Source organism: Butyricicoccus sp. AF18-9LB (genome assembly GCF_027684505.1).
GTDB classification, from domain to species: Bacteria; Bacillota; Clostridia; order Oscillospirales; family Butyricicoccaceae; genus Agathobaculum; species Agathobaculum butyriciproducens.
Map to the genome: position 1 here is coordinate 98,707 of NZ_JAQCWA010000008.1, position 17,755 is coordinate 116,461.

Here is a 17,755-nt window from a genome sequence, read left to right on the forward strand (position 1 = left end):
TACGATTTCTTTTACTTACTTTTCAACAGACGGGAAATGCTCACCGGTCTTCTTGTACAGGATCTGATCGTTCAGGGCACGAACCTTGAGCGGCAGGCCGAACAGGTTGATGAAGCCTGCGGAATCTGCCTGATCGTAGCAGTCATCCTCGTTAAAGGTTGCCATATCCTCGGAGTACAGGCTGTACGGAGAGGTTACGGAAGCCGGGATGATGTTGCCCTTGTACAGCTTCAGCTTAACATCGCCGGTAACGGTCTCCTGGGTGGAGTCAACAAATGCAGAGAGCGCCTTGCGCAGCGGCGTGTACCACTGGCCGTTGTAAACCAGCTCGCCAAACTTGAGAGCAACCTGATTCTTGTAGTGTGCGGTCTCCTTGTCGAGGGTGATCTCCTCCAGCTTTGCATGTGCTGCGTACAGGATCGCACCGCCCGGAGTCTCATAAACACCGCGGCTCTTCATACCGACCAGACGGTTCTCAACGATATCGAGGATACCGATGCCGTTCTCGCCGCCGAGCTTGTTCAGCTTCTCGATCAGGGCAACAGACTCGAGCTTCTCGCCGTCAACTGCGGTCGGAACGCCCTTCTCAAAGTGGATGGTAACATAGGTCGGCTTGTCCGGAGCCATTTCCGGAGAAACACCCAGCTCGAGGAAACCCGGCTTGTTGATCGGTGCTTCGTTGGACGGCAGCTCGAGGTCCAGACCCTCATGGCTGAGGTGCCACAGGTTCTTATCCTTGGAGTAGTTGGTCTCCTTGTTGATCTTCAGCGGAATGTTGTGTGCTTCCGCATACTCGATCTCCTTCTCACGGCTGTTCAGCTCCCAGAAACGCCACGGAGCAATGATGTCCATCTGCGGTGCAAATGCATGAATAGCCAACTCGAAACGAACCTGATCGTTGCCCTTGCCGGTGCAGCCGTGGCAGATCGCGTCAGCGCCTTCCTTCAGTGCAATATCAACAATACGCTTTGCGATGATCGGACGAGCGAACGAGGTTCCCAGCAGGTACTGCTCGTAGGTTGCGCCCGCCTTCATGGTCGGGATGATGTAGTCATCAACGAAGTCCTTGGTCAGATCCTCGATGTACAGCTTGGACGCGCCGGTCTTGAGCGCCTTCTCCTCCAGACCGTCCAGCTCGGTGCCCTGACCGACGTTGCCGGAAACCGCGATAACCTCACAGCCGTAATGCTCCTTCAGCCACGGAATGAGTACCGAAGTATCCAGACCGCCGGAATATGCCAGAACAACTTTGTTATATTTCTTTTCCATGTTTTTCGACCTCGCATTCTGCGTTTTTTTCGATGGTTTTATTATACTACCGCCATACTCATTTGGCAAGCAAAATTTATAATTATTTTCTCCATTGTATATTTATGCATACTATGAATTTGAATTTGATAAATAATGCTTGCACTTTCTGTAAAAACGTACTATTATATTATAAATGCACTGTGTCAAGACAGATTGCACGGAATGAATAAAAGCGCACAAAAAATGGTGCGCAAAGGGGCGTTTTCCGCAATGACCGAAAGAAATTTAACCATGCTCACTGACTTTTACGAGTTTACGATGGCGAACGGATACTTCGAAAAGGGTATCGGCAACCGCCGCGCATACTTCGATATGTTCTTCCGCCGTGTACCGGACGGCGGCGGATATGCCATCATGGCAGGCGTGGAACAGCTGATTGAATACTTCAATAACCTGCATTTTTCCGAAGAGGATATTGCATATCTTCGCAACCGCAAGTGCTTCTCGGAGTCCTTCCTCAATTATCTGCGCGATTTTGAGTTTGAATGCGACGTATGGGCCGTACCCGAGGGTACGCCGGTATTTCCCGGTGAGCCGCTCGTAACGGTGGCCGGTCCGATGATTCAGGCACAGTTTGTCGAAACCATGATCCTGCTGACCATCAACCACCAGACCCTGATCGCCACCAAGGCGAACCGCATCACGCGTGCGGCAGAAGGCCGTACTGTGCTCGAGTTCGGCTCCCGCCGTGCACAGGGCTACGACGGCGCTATCCTCGGTGCCCGCGCTGCCTACATCGGCGGCTGTCAGGGTACCGCCTGCGTTCTGTCCGACCGTGACTACAAGATTCCGGCCGGCGGCACGATGGCGCACTCCTGGGTGCAGATGTTTGACAGCGAGTACGAGGCCTTCAAGGCTTATGCAGATATTTATCCGGATAACTGCGTATTCCTGGTTGACACTTATAATGTACTCAAGTCCGGTGTGCCGAACGCAATCCGTGTCGCCAAGGAACTGGAAGCGGAAAAGGGCATCCGCGCACGCGGCATCCGTCTGGATTCCGGCGATATCGCTTACCTTTCTATCGAGGCCCGCAAAATGCTCGATGCCGCCGGCTTCGAGGATATGCAGATCATGGCGTCCAACTCGCTCGATGAGTATCTGGTGCGCGACCTGCTCGTGCAGGGTGCCCGCGTAGACTCGTTCGGCATCGGCGAGCGACTCATCACCTCCAAGTCCGAGCCGGTATTCGGCGGCGTATACAAGCTGGCTGCCGTTGAGGATGAAAACGGCGAGATCATCCCGAAGATCAAGGTTTCCGAGAACGTCGAGAAGATCACCACACCGCACTTCAAGCAGGTGTACCGCCTGTTCGACAACAAGACCGGCAAGGCGCTCGGCGACGTGCTCACCGTGCACGACGAGCAAATCGACGCTTCTCTGCCGTATGTACTGTTCCATCCGGTCTACACCTGGAAGCAGCGTATCGTTACCGATTATACGGTTCGTCCGCTGCGCGTACAGCTGTTCAAGCACGGCAAGTGCATTTACAACAGCCCGGATGTTGAGGACATCCGCAAGTACTGCATCCGTGAGGTCGATACCCTGTGGGATCAGATCAAGCGTTTCGAGAATCCGCAGACCTACTTCGTGGATCTCTCCAAAAAGCTGTGGAGCTGTAAGAACGAGCTTCTTGAAGCCTGCCGCATCTAACAAGCAAATTCGCAGACAGCGAACCATAATATAGTGGTTCGCTGTTTCTTTGCGCCCAATCGCAAGATTGTATAAAAGCTGTGAGCATCCCTGCACAGGATTTCGCTCACGCAGCCTGTTTCAGCAGTTTTCCGCAGAAACACGCTATCTTTTCGCAGGTGTAAATCGCAAGAATTTAGTAGTACATCGCACCGCAGGAGATTATACTAATAATCGCGGTCAAAAAAACCGCATATTCCACACAAATTGAAGGGATACACCAATGAAAGCATTTCTATCCTCGCTGAGCCGCAGCAAGCGCTATGTTGTCGCAGAACTGCTTCTCGTTTATTTCGCACAGGGGCTGAGCTCCATCATGCTCGGCTCTGTGCTGCCGGATTTACGCGCGGCCTACGCGCTGGATTACCAGATCGGCGGCACGCTGCTGTCCGCACAGTCGATCGGCTATCTCGGTATCGGCCTGCTGTCCGGTCTGGCCGCCATCAAATGGGGACTCAAACGTGCCTACCTCATCCTATATTATGTATTCGCGGTCGGCTTTGTCATGCTGTTAACCAACGGCTCGCCGGTCTGGCTGCTGGCGGCCATGTTCCTGACCGGCATTTCCAAGGGCGCTATCACGGATTACAACAACCGCGTGATGAGCGAATACGCGAACGGCAGTGCCACTCCGCTCAACATGATGCACGCGGCGTATGCGTTCGGCGCGTGTGTGGCGCCGCTAGCTGTGCTCGCCTGCCATAAGCTGGGCGGCGACAACGGCTGGCGTCTCGCGCTTGAGATTTCCATTGTGCTGCTGACGGCTTCGTTTATCTTCGGCCTGTTCATGAAGATGGATGACGATAAATCCACGAAAACCGGGCAGAAATCCGCGACCGACTACGGATTTCTGCGCGAAAAGCTGTTCTGGCTGTGCACAGCGCTCTGCTTTTTCTACGAGGCTGTTGAGGCTTCCATGATGGGCTGGCTGACCAGCTTTTACATTGATTCCGGTGTGCTCGCCGCAGACGCTGCGCAGATCATCACTTCCCTGCTGTGGGTTTCGCTGCTGATCGGTCGCTTCTCGTGCAGCGTGATCGCTGCGAAATTCCGTCCGTGGCAGATGATCACGGTCATGTGCTTCGGCATGGCGGCATTTCTCGTGCTGCTCGTCACCGGAACCACGCTTTCCGTGCTCACGATTGCAACGATCGGTCTGGGTCTATGCATGTCCGGCATGTACGGCACAACGGTAGCCAACGCCGGAGACCTGTTCTCGCGCTATCCGGCATCCATGGGCATTTACGTTACGCTCAATGGCTTCGGTGCGGCTATGGCTCCAGCCGCGATCGGCATCGCTGCTAACCGTACGGGAATCCGCTGGGGTTTTGCTATCCTGCTGATTGCAGGCGTGCTGCTCGTTGTCTCGGCAGTGCTCAATGCACGGTATTTCAAAGACAGACAGCACAGCAAGGCGGCTTCCCGCGCCTAAAAAGCACAAAAACCTCTCTCAAGCGTTTTGAGAGAGGTTTTATTTTTATTCCGCTGCCGTTTCCGGCTCCTGCTCGACAGCCTGCCTTGCAGCTCTTGCGGCAAGGTGTGTCTCCAGCCAACGTGAAATATCTCCGAAGGTCTCAAGTCTGTCAAGCTCGTTGAGCACCTCGTGGCGCGCATCCTTATAAAAGATGACCTCGATATTCCTCACGCCATTGCCGCGGTACAGATTGACCGTACGGCGCACACCCTCACCGTACCGCCCAACCGGGTCCTTATCACCCGAGATGAACAGCAGCGGCAGGTCCTTTGGCGTTTTCCGGAAGGTCACCGGATTGTTCGCCTTGGTGATGAGCGTAAACAGGTCGCGGAATCCGGTCGCGGTAAACACGAAATTGCATTTTTCATCCGACTGATAGAGCGACACGACCGCCTCATCGCGGCTGAGCCAGTCAAACACGGTTTTCGGCTGCTTGATTTTTCTGTTGAAACCCTTGAACACCAGATTGGACAACAGTCCGCTGCGATAGGTGATGCCGCGCGAGCGTGCTACCGAATCTGCAAGATGTACGATGCTGCCGGAGGCAGCGATCGGACCGACCGTGCCGATGAGGATGCAGCCGGACAGCTTCTCTCCGTAATCGAGCAGGTACAGCCGCGCGATCAGCGAACCCATCGAGTGCCCGAGCAGGAAATACGGCAGGTCGGGATAGCGGCGCTGCATCAGGTCGGTCAGATGCTTGACATCCTCAACAAGATACTTCCAGCCGTCACGAGCGGCAAAAAATCCGAGATCCGCCGTGCGTGAGACCGATGCTCCGTGTCCGATATGATCGTTTCCGCAGACAATAAAGCCCAGTCCGCAGAGATACTTCGCAAATGCGGTATAGCGCGAAAAATACTCGCACATGCCGTGAGACAGCTGTACGATACCGCGCACCTCTACTCCTTCGGGAACAAGAATATAATAGGTGACATTGGAAACACCATTGGCACTTTTGTAAATATTTTGCGTACACTTGATATTCATATACAACACCCGATCATGGACTGTACTTCTTTGCTGTTAATACTATACCACAAATCCACTTATCGTGCACCTGTTTTTTGATAAAGTTCACAGTTCATTTAAAAATGCACTGTCAAAAATTGCTGATTTTTAAATACCTTTCCCGACTGCAAATTATGCAGGATTACGATATCGCAAACAGCGACCGATGTGCTACAATAAAATAAATCACGGGCAGTGCTGTATTGCCCAATCCAAAAGAAAGAAGGATATACCCATGCCGTATATTGCTGTTACCACCTCCAAGGCCCTGTCCGACGAGCAGAAGGACGAGCTGAAGAAGACCATCGGCCAGAAGATCTCCCTGATTCCGGGCAAGACCGAGGCTGCTCTGATGGTTGACATCTCCGATAACCACACCATGTACTTTGCAGGCGAGAAGCGCAAGCTGGCGTACGTTGATGTTCGCTGCTACGGTTCGACCGAGTTTGAGAACAAGAAGGCACTGACCGAAGCACTGTTTGATGCTGTCGAGCTGCACACCGGTCTGCACGATGACAGCATTTACCTGACGTACTCCGAGTTCTCCAACTGGGGCACCCGCGGTACCATGAAGTAAACCGCAGAAAGACGCTGAGAGTTTCTCGGCGTCTTTTTTGTTTCGGATGAAGAATTGAGAATGTCTGAATTTTCAGAATGTTCACATTTGGACGATTGACGTTCGCTCGCTTTCGGTCTATTATAGTTTACAAGTAAACCGTTTGCTGAAAGGAGGACACCGCATGTCCGGCTCTCCCCATGATTTTGCCGCCGATGCGTTCCACGCGGGTCAGCTGTACCGCAGCTGCTTCCGCGAGCTGACCGAAAACTGCGGCTTTACGCCAAATGAGATGTTCGTGCTGCTGTTTCTGTACCGCAACGCGCCCGAGCAGGACACCGCAACTGCCATTGCACAGGCGTGGAACGTTTCCAAGCCGCTGGTGACGCGCAGCGTGGACGGACTGCAGAGACGTGGTCTGCTCTACTGCGTACGCGACGAGAACGACCGCCGTCTGGTGCATCTGCACCTGTCTGATGAAGGACACGCTGCCGCCAAAACGCTCCATCACCGCTGTGAAACCTTTGCGCTGACACTGCAGCAGGGTATCTCCGAGCAGGAAATGCAGACCCTGTGTGGTGTGATGCGCAAGATGCAGCAAAACCTCAACGATTTACTCGAAAGGACGAAACTCACATGAATAACAACCCAAAAGGGACGAAAAACCCCAAAAAACCGCTGATCTTCTATTATGCGGTCATGCTGCTCGTGCTTATGATGCTCAACTGGCTGCTGTTTCCGAGCCTGCTGCAGCGGCAGGTTACCGAGGTCGGCTACGACGAGTTCATCACCATGGTAGACGACGGCAAGGTGCAGACCATCGCCTACGACAAGCAGGATCAGGAAATTACCTTTGAGGCCACCAATGACAAGGGCAAGGACGCGCTCTACAAGACCGGCATTTTCCCGGATGACGAGCTGGTCGGCCGCTTGCTGAAGGCCAATGTCAAGTTTGCTGCCGAGATTCCGACCCAGACCTCTCCCCTGCTGAGCATGCTCATCAGCTACGTTGTTCCGATTGTGCTCATTATCGCGGTCGGTCAGTGGCTGCAGAAAAAGATGATGAAGAACATGGGCGGCAACATGATGAGCTTCGGCAAATCCAACGCCAAGATTTACGCCGAGACCGAGACCGGCAAGACCTTTGCTGATGTCGCCGGTCAGGATGAAGCCAAGGAGGCCCTCACTGAGATCGTGGACTTCCTGCACAACCCGAACAAGTACGCTTCCATCGGTGCAAAGCTGCCGAAGGGCGCACTGCTGGTCGGCCCTCCGGGCACCGGCAAGACCTTGTTGGCGAAGGCCGTTGCCGGTGAGGCACATGTGCCGTTCTTCTCGATTTCCGGCTCGGAGTTCGTCGAAATGTTCGTTGGTATGGGCGCGGCCAAGGTGCGCGATCTGTTCAAGCAGGCCAGTGAAAAAGCACCGTGCATCGTGTTCATCGACGAGATTGATACCATCGGTAAAAAGCGCGACGGCGCAGGCATGGGCGGCAACGATGAGCGCGAGCAGACACTCAACCAGCTGCTGACCGAGATGGACGGCTTTGACGGCACCAAAGGCGTCGTTATTCTGGCGGCGACCAACCGTCCGGAGTCGCTTGACCCGGCTCTGCTGCGTCCGGGCCGTTTTGACCGCCGCATTCCGGTGCAGCTGCCCGATCTGCAGGGTCGTATCGCAATTTTGAAGGTGCACGCTAAGGATGTTCACATGTCCGGCAATATCGACTTCAACTCGATTGCCCGCGCAACCTCCGGCGCTTCCGGTGCTGACCTTGCCAACATTATCAACGAGGCGGCTCTGCGTGCCGTCCGTCTGGGACGAAACAGCGTCATTCAGGCCGATCTGGATGAGAGCGTCGAGACCGTCATTGCCGGTGCGCAGCGCAAGAACGCCGTACTCAGCGCCAAGGAGAAGGAGATCGTTGCGTATCACGAAATCGGTCACGCACTGGTGGCTGCCAAGCAGACCGACTCCGCGCCTGTCACCAAGATCACCATTGTGCCGCGTACCTCGGGCGCACTCGGCTACACCATGCAGGTGGATGAGGGCGAGCACAATCTGATGAGCAAGGACGAGCTGCTGAACAAGGTGGCAACGCTCACCGGCGGCCGTGCAGCCGAGGAGCTGATTTTCGGCTCGATTACCACCGGTGCATCCAACGACATCGAGCAGGCCACCAAGCTGACGCGCTCGATGATCACGCGCTACGGCATGAGCCGCAAGTTCGATATGGTTGCGCTCGAGACCGTGACGAATCAGTATTTGTCGGGCGATACCGCGCTCGCTTGCTCGGCGGAGACCGCTGCGAAGATTGATGAGGAAGTGATTGCCACCGTCAAGACCGCGCATGAGAAGGCCATCGGCATCCTGCAGAATAATATGGATGCCCTGCACCGTCTGGCGCACTTCCTTCTGGAAAAAGAAACTATCACCGGCGAAGAATTTATGGATCTGCTGCATAAATCCGAGTAAATCTGTGCAAAAGGAAACCCTCTCTCGTAATGAGGAAGGGTTTCTTTTTGCCTATACCCACAACAAGGAACAGACCAGAAAGAGAGGGCGGACACATTGGTCCGCCCCTAAGCATATACAATTATATTTATCTGAGCGACAGAATCTCTGCCGGATGTTCAAACCTCATATCCGACATTAACTTCTCCGCCTCGGAGCACCCCCACAGGGCGAGGACGCTCTTGACGCCTGCACTTTTCGCGCACTGCATATCATATTCGCTGTCACCGATATAGACGGCGTCCTCAGGTTTGCAGCCGAACCGACGCAGACACTCGAGCAGAGCGTCCGGCGCAGGCTTGGGATGCTCGACATCATCCGCGCAGATGATCTCATCAAACCACGGCGTGAAGCCAATCGGCTTGATGCCTTGCTCAAGCTGCAGGCGCGTGCGCGAGGTAACAATACCACACTGACATCCGCCGTTCCGCAGTTCGGCTATCACCTCGGGGATGCCGTCGTACATCGGGATTTCGTCCAGACGGTCATACGCCAGCGCTTCCCAGCGAGCCATGATCGGCTCAACCCGCTCGGCCGGAATACCTAATTTCGCCAATGCGCGTCTGCCGGGCATACCGAAGGAGAAGATCAGCTGCTCGTAGGTGAACTCATAGCCGAACTCGGCAAGTGCAGTGTGCATGGCCCACTGATCTACCTTTGAGGAGTCGATCAGCGTGCCGTCAATGTCAAAAACAAAGTATTTCATGTGGTTTCCTCCATCTTTTTCGCCAAGGTAAATAACCCTCGGGTATAGTCCTGCTCGAAGGACTGAGACAGCTCTATGGTCGGCATAGCCTGCTCCGGCAGCGCCTGCGCACAGCTTTCGCGTATCCGCGATGCCTTATCGGTCAGACGGGAATCGGCATACAGCACCACCCTGTCCGGATTGATGAGCGCCGCACAGCCGCAGATGACCTTGGTGAAATAGTCGCTTATATCCGCGCCTGCAAAGTGATTCTGCGCGTATTCGAGATTGTGTTCGATTGGAAGATAATGCAGTTCGCCGGCAAAGCCTGCGGCACCGCCCCAGACCTTTCCGTTCAGCACGATACCTGCGCCTGCACCCAGCTTGCCGATGTAAATGCACACAGCGGCTTTCGGTGCGGGCGTGTACTGCGCCGCGTAGCCTGCAGCCACGACCTGCATATCACGGGCCGCCATGCACGGCAGACCAGTTTTATCGTGAAGATACGCACTAAGGCTTACGCCCCGCAGCTCAGGGTAGCCAAAGCTCTCGGTGACGATGCCGTTATGCATCGTTCCGGCAAAGCCGAGTACCACCGCTGCAAGCCGCGGGTAACGCGCCCTAACACGCATCAGAAGCGTGTCGAGAAGTTCGCGCACATCGCCGGAGCAGGTCTGCTGTTCCTGTTCGAGCGGTGTACCGTCGAGGTCGCACACAAACCAGTGCAGCGTGTCCTGCTCCAGTCGCAGACACAGAAACAGCCGGTACTGCGGGTTCAGCCGGTACTGCATGGCGCAGCGTCCGCCGGTGGAGGCTGCCGTGCCGATTTCTTGCGCTTCTCCGCGCTCAACCATCTCATCCACAATGCGGCTGACGGTCGGAAAGCTGAGATGTGTCAGCCGCGCAAGATCGTTCTTGCCGGCAGAGCCGTGCTGCATCGCCTGCCGAAGCAGAGCCGTGTTCTCCCGCTTGAGTTTTCCTGTGTCTGCCATGGTGCGCCTCTTTTCAAAACACTTTTTAATAGTGTGTTAATTTCTATATACAGTATATCCTCTGTGGGCGGTTCTGTCAATGCTGAATTAGCAATTAAGCGTTAGGAATTAACGTGAGGGTTTATTGGCTGCGTAATATTGTCCTTTCCATTCCACCCATAATATGTTATACTGTTCGCAAAGGAAGGAGGAGACAAAAAATGTCCACTACAATTTCAATCTCGGTGATGTGCTCTGTGGGGAGCCTGACCTGCGGTATACTTTCACTTGTACTGCCGCTCATTGCACTGGCCAGACGAAAAAACGCGCTGCCATTTGCAGCGGTCAGTATGGGTTTGTGCTCACTGGCGTTGCTTGGGCAGATTTTCGAGTACAATGTCCGCGTATATGCACAGGATTTCAGCGCCCTTCTGGATACATCGTTCGCTATTCGGTTCTGCGCAGTCGTACTGTTCCTGCTGGCGGCTGTTGTAAACGCGGGCGTGTGTATGTACCAGATGAAGCGCAGCGTAAAATAACACCCGCAACATCAATTTACCATGGAAAATGCATAATAAAACCGCCCTTGCAGGCGGTTTTATTATGTCGACAGGGTCTTACATCTGCCGGTTTGAGGCGGATTGACCTTGCAGATCTGACAATATTTGAAATCCACTTCCTTTAGGTCTATGCAGATGAGTTACAGGCGATGCGCCAAGCCAGCGTCCCTTATAATAACAAGATAGAATCATGTGAAGAAGGGTAAATCGCTACGTCATCTTCATTCTCCGATCTCCACTCTTAATTACTCCGTTGATTTCCGCTTCGGCAGATTGAAGTCAATCCCGGTGAGCATTTTTACAATCCACAGCAGGAACAGCAGTACGAGCACCGGCAGCACACACGAAGTAACGATTAGCACGGCGAGTGCCTCCATAACATTGCTGAGCAGTTTTTCAAACTTTTCCGTCACGCCGGAGACCGCATTCTGCACCGAGGACGTGATACCCGACCAGAAACCGCTGTTTTCATCGTCTGCGTCCGAGTTTGCACTCGTGCCGATATCATCCGCTGCACTTTGCGCGTCCTCAATGGTCTGCGACAGAGAGGTTTCATAGGTGGCCTCGATCATGCGCGATACTGTGATGCCGCCCGGAACGGCAAGCCAAACCGCCATGCCGAACAGCGTCAGCTTGAATGCGAGCTTCGCCAGAATCGCGCTGCTGCGGAACTGCCGGACGATGAGCAGCACGCACACCGCCGGTAAAATAAACCGAAAAACCGCGTATCCGATAATGGTGAGCAGGTATTTCTCCAGCATAATGGCGCACAGTACAATCAGAAAGTCCGACGTGAGATCAGCCAGCTTTTCCGCGATGGCGCTGCCCGTGTCTCCCGGCAGAGCCGAAACAGCTGCAGATGCTGCCGTGGAAGCCGCAGTCAGCTTCATCACAGTCGCCTGCTTTTCGTTTAAATATTCAATGCTCGTCCGGTGCGTCTCCGGTGAAGACTGCCATCCCGAAATGCCGAAAAAGCACCCGAGTCCGATTATCAACAGCAGCACACACGAAACGATTCGCTTTGTCAGTTCGTTCATTTTATCCCTCATCTCTATTAGAAAACCCCCAACGGTCAGACAGACTAACGATTGGGGGTTGTTCACACTTATATGATTACTTGCTCCAGGCTGCCTTGGCTGCGCCTTCCTTGAATACCTCGTGGAAGCCCTTGACATTAGCTGCAATGTCACCGCCGAACACGGCAGAACCTGCTACGATAACGTCTGCACCGGCGGCTACGATGTCGGCGGTATTGTTCAGCTTTGCACCGCCGTCAATCTCCAGCTCGCACTTGTAGCCATTCTTCTGGATTTCCGCGCGGACAGCCTTGATTTTGTCCATGCACTCCGGGATAAAGCCCTGACCGCCAAAGCCCGGCTCAACGGTCATGATCAGCACCATATCGCAATACGGCAGCAGCGGGAACAGCACCTCAGCGGGGGTTTTCGGCTTGATAACGCAGGCTGCCTTGACACCGGCTGCGCGGATTTTCTTCAGCTGCTCGAGCGTATCACCGTTGGACTCGTAGTGTACGGTGATAATATCCGAGCCGGCCTTGATGAAGTCGTCCAGATACTGATCGGGGTCCGAGATCATCAGATGTACATCGAGCACCTTGTCGGTCGCCTTGCGCAGCGCCTTAACCACCGGAGCGCCGATGGTGATATTCGGCACGAAGTGACCGTCCATAACGTCAACGTGAACGTATTCCGCACCGGCATCGGTGGCAATTTTAATATCGCGTGCAAGATTTGCAAAATCTGCGGACAGAATAGACGGTGAGAGCTTGATTTCCATAACAGTTCCTCCTGTAACCGCAGAGTATTCCGCGGCATAATTTGATACCAGACGCGCCTGTGTGTTCAACCGGTTTGCACGGCGCCGTCTTTTTGAATACGAGGGCGGCATGTACGGTCGCCCTCCTCTTGACTTACATTATATCACACCTCTTTGGAAATTGAAAGAAAAGAGTGAGGAGTGGAGATCACCTCACGGTTTCATCTTCTTCCCACCGCTGCATCTTGTCACATCCTGCAGCTGCCATTTTTAACAGGATATAACCATGCGAAGAAGGCTGCACCACCCCATCAATCACTGCTTACGAATGCCTGATTATTAATTTGTTCTAACGGTATAGAAAACTTCTCCATCGAAATCAACAATATTTTGTCGCCCTCACCGATTGATTTATCTGTGTGAAAAATGTAGAATAGAAGTATCATGCAATAAAGGAGCGAACACGATCATGAGCGTCAATCGTTGTTATTCCGAGAAAAAAAACGGCTTCGATGTCGAAGCACGCAGCCTGTTCTCCAGCCTGCACGACCTGTTGGAAATCAAAAACCTGACTCATGTGCGCTATCTCTGCCGCTACGACGCAGAGGGACTTGCACCTGAGACCTACGAGAAGGCAAAAGGCATCGTATTCTCCGAGCCTATGGCTGATGTGTGCTACGACGAGGACTTTCCCCGTCCGGAAGGCGCTCACACCATCCTTGCGGTAGAGCCGCTGCCCGGTCAATTCGATCAGCGCGCCGATTCCTGCGCACAGTGCATCCAGCTGCTCACCGGCGGCGAACGCCCGACCGTTGCAGCCGCTAAAATTTACGTTCTGGAAGGCGAACTCACCGCTGAGGACATGGACAAGATCCGCGGCTATCTGATTAACCCCGTAGACACCCGCGAGGCTTCGATGGCTAAGCCTGCAACCCTCAAGGTAGAGTACGCCATCCCGACCAGCGTGGCATCGGTTGTCGGCTTTACTCACATGGACGAGACGGCTCTCTCTGACCTGCTGCATAATATGGGTCTGGCGATGGATCTGGATGACCTCAAGTTCCTGCAGACCTACTTCCGCGACACCGAAAAGCGCGACCCGACCATCACCGAGGTTCGCATGGTCGATACCTACTGGTCCGACCACTGCCGCCACACCACCTTCCTCACCCAGATCGACGACGTAAAGTTCGAGGACCAGATGGTGCAGGACGCATTTGACCGCTACATGGCTGCCCGTGTGGAGGTCTACGGCGAGGAAAAGGCTGCCAAGCGCCCGGTTACGCTGATGGACATGGGTACGATCGCGGCTAAGGTGCTCAAGAAGCGCGGCTACCTGAAGAACATCGACGAGTCCGAGGAGATCAACGCCTGCTCCATTAAAGTGAAGGCGCTCGTGAACGGTCACTACGAGGACTGGCTGCTCATGTTCAAGAACGAGACCCATAACCACCCGACCGAGATCGAGCCGTTCGGCGGCGCGGCTACCTGCCTCGGCGGCGCGATCCGCGACCCGCTGTCCGGTCGCTCCTACGTTTATCAGGCGATGCGCGTGACCGGTGCGGGTGACCCGACCGTACCGCTGTCTGAGACCCTCGAACACAAGCTGTCGCAGCGCAAGCTGTGCCAGACAGCTGCTGCGGGCTACTCCTCCTATGGCAACCAGATCGGTCTTGCTACCGGTCTCGTACACGAGATTTATCACCCGGGCTATGTCGCAAAGCGCATGGAGATTGGCGCTGTTGTCGGTGCAGCTCCGCTGGAGAACGTCATCCGCGAGGTACCCGAGCCGGGCGACATCGTCATCCTGCTCGGCGGCAAGACCGGCCGTGACGGCTGCGGCGGCGCTACCGGCTCCTCTAAGAAGCACACTGAGGAGTCCCTTGAGACCTGCGGTGCTGAGGTCCAGAAGGGCAATCCGCCGGAAGAGCGCAAGATTCAGCGTCTGTTCCGCGACGGCAACGTCACCCGCATGATTCGCCGCTGCAACGACTTCGGTGCGGGCGGTGTATCCGTTGCCATCGGCGAGCTGGCTGACGGTCTGGACATCGACCTGAACGCGGTTCCCAAGAAGTACGACGGTCTGGACGGCACCGAGCTGGCTATCTCCGAGTCGCAGGAGCGCATGGCTGTCGTTGTCCGTGCAAAGGACGTAGACGCCTTTATTGCCGCAGCTGCCAAGGAGAATATCGAGGCTGTTGTTGTCGCAACCGTTACCGACAAGAACCGCCTGTGCATGACCTGGAACGGCGTCAAGATTGTCGATGTTTCCCGCGATTTCCTCAACACCAACGGCTGCTCCAAGCACGTTGACGCAGAGGTTGGCGCACTGCCGACTCCGTCCATCTCCTGCGCTCCGGCAGGCAATTCCGAGAAGGAAAAGCTGCTGAACCACGCCTCTACCCTTGGCATCTGCCTCGAGCGCGGTCTGGTTGAGCGTTTCGACGGCTCCATCGGCGCAAGCTCGGTATTCATGCCGTTCGGCGGCAAGTATCAGCTGACCCCGACGCAGGTTATGGCGGCTACCATGCCGGCCCTGAACGGTCAGTGCGAGACCGCGTCCGTTATGGCGTTCGGCTTTGACCCGTATTTCACCGAGCAGAACCCGTATCTCGGCGCTTCTTCCGCGGTAATCGAATCCGTGGCAAAGCTGGTCGCAGCGGGCTGTGACTTTGAGACCGCTTACCTCACCTTCCAGGAGTACTTTGAGCGTCTCGGCAAGGACCCGAAGCGCTTCGGCAAGCCGCTGTCCGCGCTGCTGGGCGCATACACCGCACAGGAGAACCTGTGTCTGGCAGCCATCGGCGGCAAGGACTCCATGTCCGGCTCGTTCGACGATATGGACGTACCGCCCACGCTGGTTTCCTTCGCAATCGCACCGCAGGACGCTTCCCGCCTGATCTCTCCTGAGTTCAAGGCGGCAGGTCATCCGGTTTACTTCTTCGATGCACCGTACAATCAGGACGGCACGCCGGATTACACCACGCTCAAGTTTATGTGGAACGAGGTTGCAAACCTGATTGCGTCCGGCAAGGCGGTATCCGCATGGGCGCTGTCCACCGGCGGTATCGCTGAGGGCGTTTGCAAGATGGCGCTCGGCAACAAGATCGGCTTTAAGATGGACGACTCGTTCCCGTCTGACGCGCTGTACCTCAAGAACTTCGGCGGCATCCTGATTGAAGCCGCATCCGAACTCCCGGCTTACTGGCTGGTCGGCTATACCACCGACGATGAGAAGATCACGGTTGCCGGTGAGTCCGTAACGCTCGACGAGCTGACGAATGCCTTCGAGGGCAAGCTCGAGAGCGTGTTCCCGACCAAGGCGGCTGCTTCCGACGAGCATCTGACCAAGGTTTCCTTTACCGAGCGCAATGTTTCCGCTCCGGCAGTCAAGAGCGCAAAGCCGCTGGCGGTTATTCCGGTATTCCCCGGCACCAACTGCGAGTACGACACCGCCCGTGCGGTCGAGAATGCAGGCGGCGCGGCTGAGATCGTCGTAGTCCGCAACTTCTCCGCGGATGCCCTCCGCGAGAGCGCTGAGCAGCTCGAAAACTCCATCCGTAAGGCGCAGATGGTTATCCTGCCGGGCGGCTTCTCCGGCGGTGACGAGCCGGACGGTTCCGGTAAGTTCATTGCGTCCTTCCTTCGCGATGCAGGCATCAAGGATAGCATCCACGAGCTGCTGAACAAGCGCGACGGTCTGATGCTCGGCATCTGCAACGGCTTCCAGGCGCTCATTAAGCTGGGCCTGGTTCCCTACGGTGAAATCCGTGACGAGATGACCGGCGACGACCCGACGCTGACCTTCAACCTCATCGGCCGCCACCAGAGCCGCTACGCGACCACCCGCGTTGCGTCGGTTAAGTCTCCGTGGCTGTCCTCCTGCAATGTCGGCGACCTGCACTCCATCGCGTTCTCGCACGGCGAGGGCCGCTTCGTAGCACCGCAGAACGTCATCGACGACCTGATCAAGAACGGTCAGGTAGCGTTCCAGTACACCGATCTGAACGGTGACCCGTCCATGGACATCGCGTGGAACCCGAACGGCTCCATGTGCGCGATCGAGGGTATCACCTCCCCGGACGGCCGTGTGCTCGGCAAGATGGGTCACACCGAGCGTTACAGCCCGTTTGTCGGCAAGAATATCTACGGCGAAAAGTATCAGCCGCTGTTTGCAAACGGCGTGAAATACTTTAAGTAAAGCCTGTGCAGAAAGCGCCCTCGGAGAGGGCGCTTTCCTATCAATAAATACAATATGAAAAACGATTAAAAAATACTATAAGCGCATCATGCAAGACGTTTTGGGGTATATCAGTTTATCCCCATATTGGCGGCAAATTCTACGAAATACTCCTGCATTTTCCCCAATAATATTGGAGACTGCCGATCTCGCACAGTTCGATTGTCATCTTGCTCATATTTGCCAACGAAATAGACTTTCTTTCGGTGTATATCGAACCGAGTTTGATCCTGTCAATAGTCACGAATGCTTGATCTTTGTATATGCGAACGACTCATTTTGTTCGCATCTTTGTGCCGTTTCCTTCAATAATCTTGATTATTTATAACAGGATCACCTACAACAGAAATTTATACAGAGCGTGGTTTCTATAACAGCTCCTATGAATTGTCTTTTCATGATCTATCCAAATATTCTTGAACGTCAAAGAACAAACTTGCAATCCCAAAACTTCGCAACTCACTTTTTTCCAATAACGAGGTGTTTTTATGAACCCCTGTGAGCACAAAGTCCAATACTATGAAACCGATGGCATGGGCATCGTCCACCACTCGAACTACATCCGCTGGTTCGAGGAGGCGCGCGTGGATCTGCTCGAGCAGCTCGGCTTCGGCTACGACCGCATCGAAGAGGCCGGTTACAGCGGTCCGGTGCTGGAGGTCTCCTGCCAGTACAAAACCATGTCGAAATTCGGCGAAACCGTGCGAATCGAAGCATCTATCACGCAGTACAACGGCGTACGCATGACGCTGCACTATGATGTCTACGACAAGGCGACCGGCACGCTGCGCTGTACCGGCGACAGCCGCCATTGCTTTATCAACGCCGAGGGCAAACCGGCTATCCTCAAGCGGTGCTGGCCGGAGTTTGACGCGGCATTGACTGCAAATACTGTAAAAGAGTAACAAAAACCGTCATCTCTGCATGAACTGCACCCCATTTGTTAGACAGTATGGTATACTATC

14 protein-coding genes are annotated in these 17,755 nt (G+C 54.7%); 8 read left to right on the forward strand and 6 right to left on the reverse strand.

The features are described from left to right. Positions 1 to 15 precede the first annotated feature (15 nt). Positions 16 to 1,269, reverse strand: coding sequence for an argininosuccinate synthase (locus PGY33_RS07010; RefSeq protein WP_117487980.1), 1,254 nt, complete (start codon positions 1,267 to 1,269; stop codon positions 16 to 18). 252 nt (positions 1,270 to 1,521) lie between these two features. On the opposite strand from PGY33_RS07010, the gene PGY33_RS07015 reads away from it, so the two are divergent. Together PGY33_RS07015 and PGY33_RS07020 are read left to right on the forward strand one after the other, a co-directional pair. Beyond that, on the forward strand, positions 1,522 to 2,964 hold the full coding sequence (locus PGY33_RS07015) for a nicotinate phosphoribosyltransferase (protein ID WP_118480144.1): 1,443 nt from the start codon (positions 1,522 to 1,524) through the stop codon (positions 2,962 to 2,964). A gap of 262 nt (positions 2,965 to 3,226) precedes the next feature. After that, positions 3,227 to 4,435, forward strand: a complete 1,209-nt coding sequence (locus PGY33_RS07020; protein WP_118480146.1) for an MFS transporter — start codon at positions 3,227 to 3,229, stop codon at positions 4,433 to 4,435. A gap of 45 nt (positions 4,436 to 4,480) precedes the next feature. Here PGY33_RS07020 and PGY33_RS07025 read toward each other — a convergent pair whose 3' ends face one another. Further along, on the reverse strand, positions 4,481 to 5,467 hold the full coding sequence (locus PGY33_RS07025; RefSeq protein WP_118480148.1) for an alpha/beta fold hydrolase: 987 nt from the start codon (positions 5,465 to 5,467) through the stop codon (positions 4,481 to 4,483). A 256-nt stretch (positions 5,468 to 5,723) separates the two neighbouring features. On the opposite strand from PGY33_RS07025, the gene PGY33_RS07030 reads away from it, so the two are divergent. The 3 genes from PGY33_RS07030 (at position 5,724) to ftsH (ending at position 8,519) form a co-directional block, all read left to right on the forward strand. Further along, positions 5,724 to 6,065 carry a phenylpyruvate tautomerase MIF-related protein gene (locus PGY33_RS07030; RefSeq protein WP_158575149.1) on the forward strand — a complete coding sequence of 114 codons (342 nt, stop codon included), beginning with the start codon at positions 5,724 to 5,726 and terminating at the stop codon, positions 6,063 to 6,065. A gap of 163 nt (positions 6,066 to 6,228) precedes the next feature. After that, positions 6,229 to 6,684 carry a MarR family winged helix-turn-helix transcriptional regulator gene (locus PGY33_RS07035; protein ID WP_118480152.1) on the forward strand — a complete coding sequence of 152 codons (456 nt, stop codon included), beginning with the start codon at positions 6,229 to 6,231 and terminating at the stop codon, positions 6,682 to 6,684. Continuing rightward, positions 6,681 to 8,519, forward strand: coding sequence for an ATP-dependent zinc metalloprotease FtsH (gene ftsH, locus PGY33_RS07040; RefSeq protein ID WP_118480154.1), 1,839 nt, complete (start codon positions 6,681 to 6,683; stop codon positions 8,517 to 8,519). Before PGY33_RS07035 ends, ftsH begins: the two co-directional genes overlap by 4 nt. 127 nt (positions 8,520 to 8,646) lie before the next feature. Here ftsH and PGY33_RS07045 read toward each other — a convergent pair whose 3' ends face one another. Beyond that, entirely contained in the window at positions 8,647 to 9,264 is a 618-nt protein-coding gene (locus PGY33_RS07045) for an HAD family hydrolase (protein WP_270477870.1), read from the reverse strand. Then, entirely contained in the window at positions 9,261 to 10,235 is a 975-nt protein-coding gene (locus tag PGY33_RS07050; RefSeq protein WP_270477872.1) for an ROK family protein, read from the reverse strand. The genes PGY33_RS07045 and PGY33_RS07050 overlap by 4 nt, the downstream gene beginning before the upstream one ends. A gap of 200 nt (positions 10,236 to 10,435) precedes the next feature. Here PGY33_RS07050 and PGY33_RS07055 point away from each other — a divergent pair, with 200 nt between their 5' ends. Beyond that, complete coding sequence (locus PGY33_RS07055) at positions 10,436 to 10,753, forward strand: hypothetical protein (RefSeq protein ID WP_118359505.1); 318 nt, start codon at positions 10,436 to 10,438, stop codon at positions 10,751 to 10,753. A 266-nt stretch (positions 10,754 to 11,019) separates the two neighbouring features. Here the strand turns inward: PGY33_RS07055 and PGY33_RS07060 are convergent, their stop codons facing one another. After that, entirely contained in the window at positions 11,020 to 11,811 is a 792-nt protein-coding gene (locus PGY33_RS07060; protein ID WP_270477876.1) for a hypothetical protein, read from the reverse strand. Positions 11,812 to 11,887: 76 nt separating this feature from the next. Beyond that, positions 11,888 to 12,571 carry a ribulose-phosphate 3-epimerase gene (gene rpe, locus PGY33_RS07065; protein ID WP_117750831.1) on the reverse strand — a complete coding sequence of 228 codons (684 nt, stop codon included), beginning with the start codon at positions 12,569 to 12,571 and terminating at the stop codon, positions 11,888 to 11,890. A gap of 448 nt (positions 12,572 to 13,019) precedes the next feature. Here rpe and PGY33_RS07070 point away from each other — a divergent pair, with 448 nt between their 5' ends. Together PGY33_RS07070 and PGY33_RS07075 are read left to right on the forward strand one after the other, a co-directional pair. Next, a complete protein-coding gene (locus tag PGY33_RS07070) occupies positions 13,020 to 16,751 on the forward strand; it encodes a phosphoribosylformylglycinamidine synthase (RefSeq protein WP_270477888.1) in 3,732 nt (1,243 codons plus the stop codon). A 527-nt stretch (positions 16,752 to 17,278) separates the two neighbouring features. Beyond that, positions 17,279 to 17,695 (forward strand): acyl-CoA thioesterase, encoded by a 417-nt coding sequence (locus tag PGY33_RS07075; RefSeq protein WP_118480164.1) that lies wholly within the window; start codon positions 17,279 to 17,281, stop codon positions 17,693 to 17,695. The last annotated feature ends 60 nt before the right edge of the window (positions 17,696 to 17,755 follow it).

Excerpts from the sequence above, each read along its gene's own strand:
- ftsH (WP_118480154.1), top strand. The coding sequence starts at position 6,681 with ATGAATAACAACCCAAAAGGGACGAAAAACCCCAAAAAACCGCTGATC.
- PGY33_RS07020 (WP_118480146.1), top strand. The coding sequence starts at position 3,227 with ATGAAAGCATTTCTATCCTCGCTGAGCCGCAGCAAGCGCTATGTTGTC.
- PGY33_RS07045 (WP_270477870.1), bottom strand. The coding sequence starts at position 9,264 with ATGAAATACTTTGTTTTTGACATTGACGGCACGCTGATCGACTCCTCA.
- PGY33_RS07030 (WP_158575149.1), top strand. The coding sequence starts at position 5,724 with ATGCCGTATATTGCTGTTACCACCTCCAAGGCCCTGTCCGACGAGCAG.
- PGY33_RS07035 (WP_118480152.1), top strand. The coding sequence starts at position 6,229 with ATGTCCGGCTCTCCCCATGATTTTGCCGCCGATGCGTTCCACGCGGGT.
- rpe (WP_117750831.1), bottom strand. The coding sequence starts at position 12,571 with ATGGAAATCAAGCTCTCACCGTCTATTCTGTCCGCAGATTTTGCAAAT.
- PGY33_RS07060 (WP_270477876.1), bottom strand. The coding sequence starts at position 11,811 with ATGAACGAACTGACAAAGCGAATCGTTTCGTGTGTGCTGCTGTTGATA.
- PGY33_RS07015 (WP_118480144.1), top strand. The coding sequence starts at position 1,522 with ATGACCGAAAGAAATTTAACCATGCTCACTGACTTTTACGAGTTTACG.
- PGY33_RS07050 (WP_270477872.1), bottom strand. The coding sequence starts at position 10,235 with ATGGCAGACACAGGAAAACTCAAGCGGGAGAACACGGCTCTGCTTCGG.
- PGY33_RS07070 (WP_270477888.1), top strand. The coding sequence starts at position 13,020 with ATGAGCGTCAATCGTTGTTATTCCGAGAAAAAAAACGGCTTCGATGTC.
- PGY33_RS07010 (WP_117487980.1), bottom strand. The coding sequence starts at position 1,269 with ATGGAAAAGAAATATAACAAAGTTGTTCTGGCATATTCCGGCGGTCTG.
- PGY33_RS07025 (WP_118480148.1), bottom strand. The coding sequence starts at position 5,467 with ATGAATATCAAGTGTACGCAAAATATTTACAAAAGTGCCAATGGTGTT.
- PGY33_RS07055 (WP_118359505.1), top strand. The coding sequence starts at position 10,436 with ATGTCCACTACAATTTCAATCTCGGTGATGTGCTCTGTGGGGAGCCTG.
- PGY33_RS07075 (WP_118480164.1), top strand. The coding sequence starts at position 17,279 with ATGAACCCCTGTGAGCACAAAGTCCAATACTATGAAACCGATGGCATG.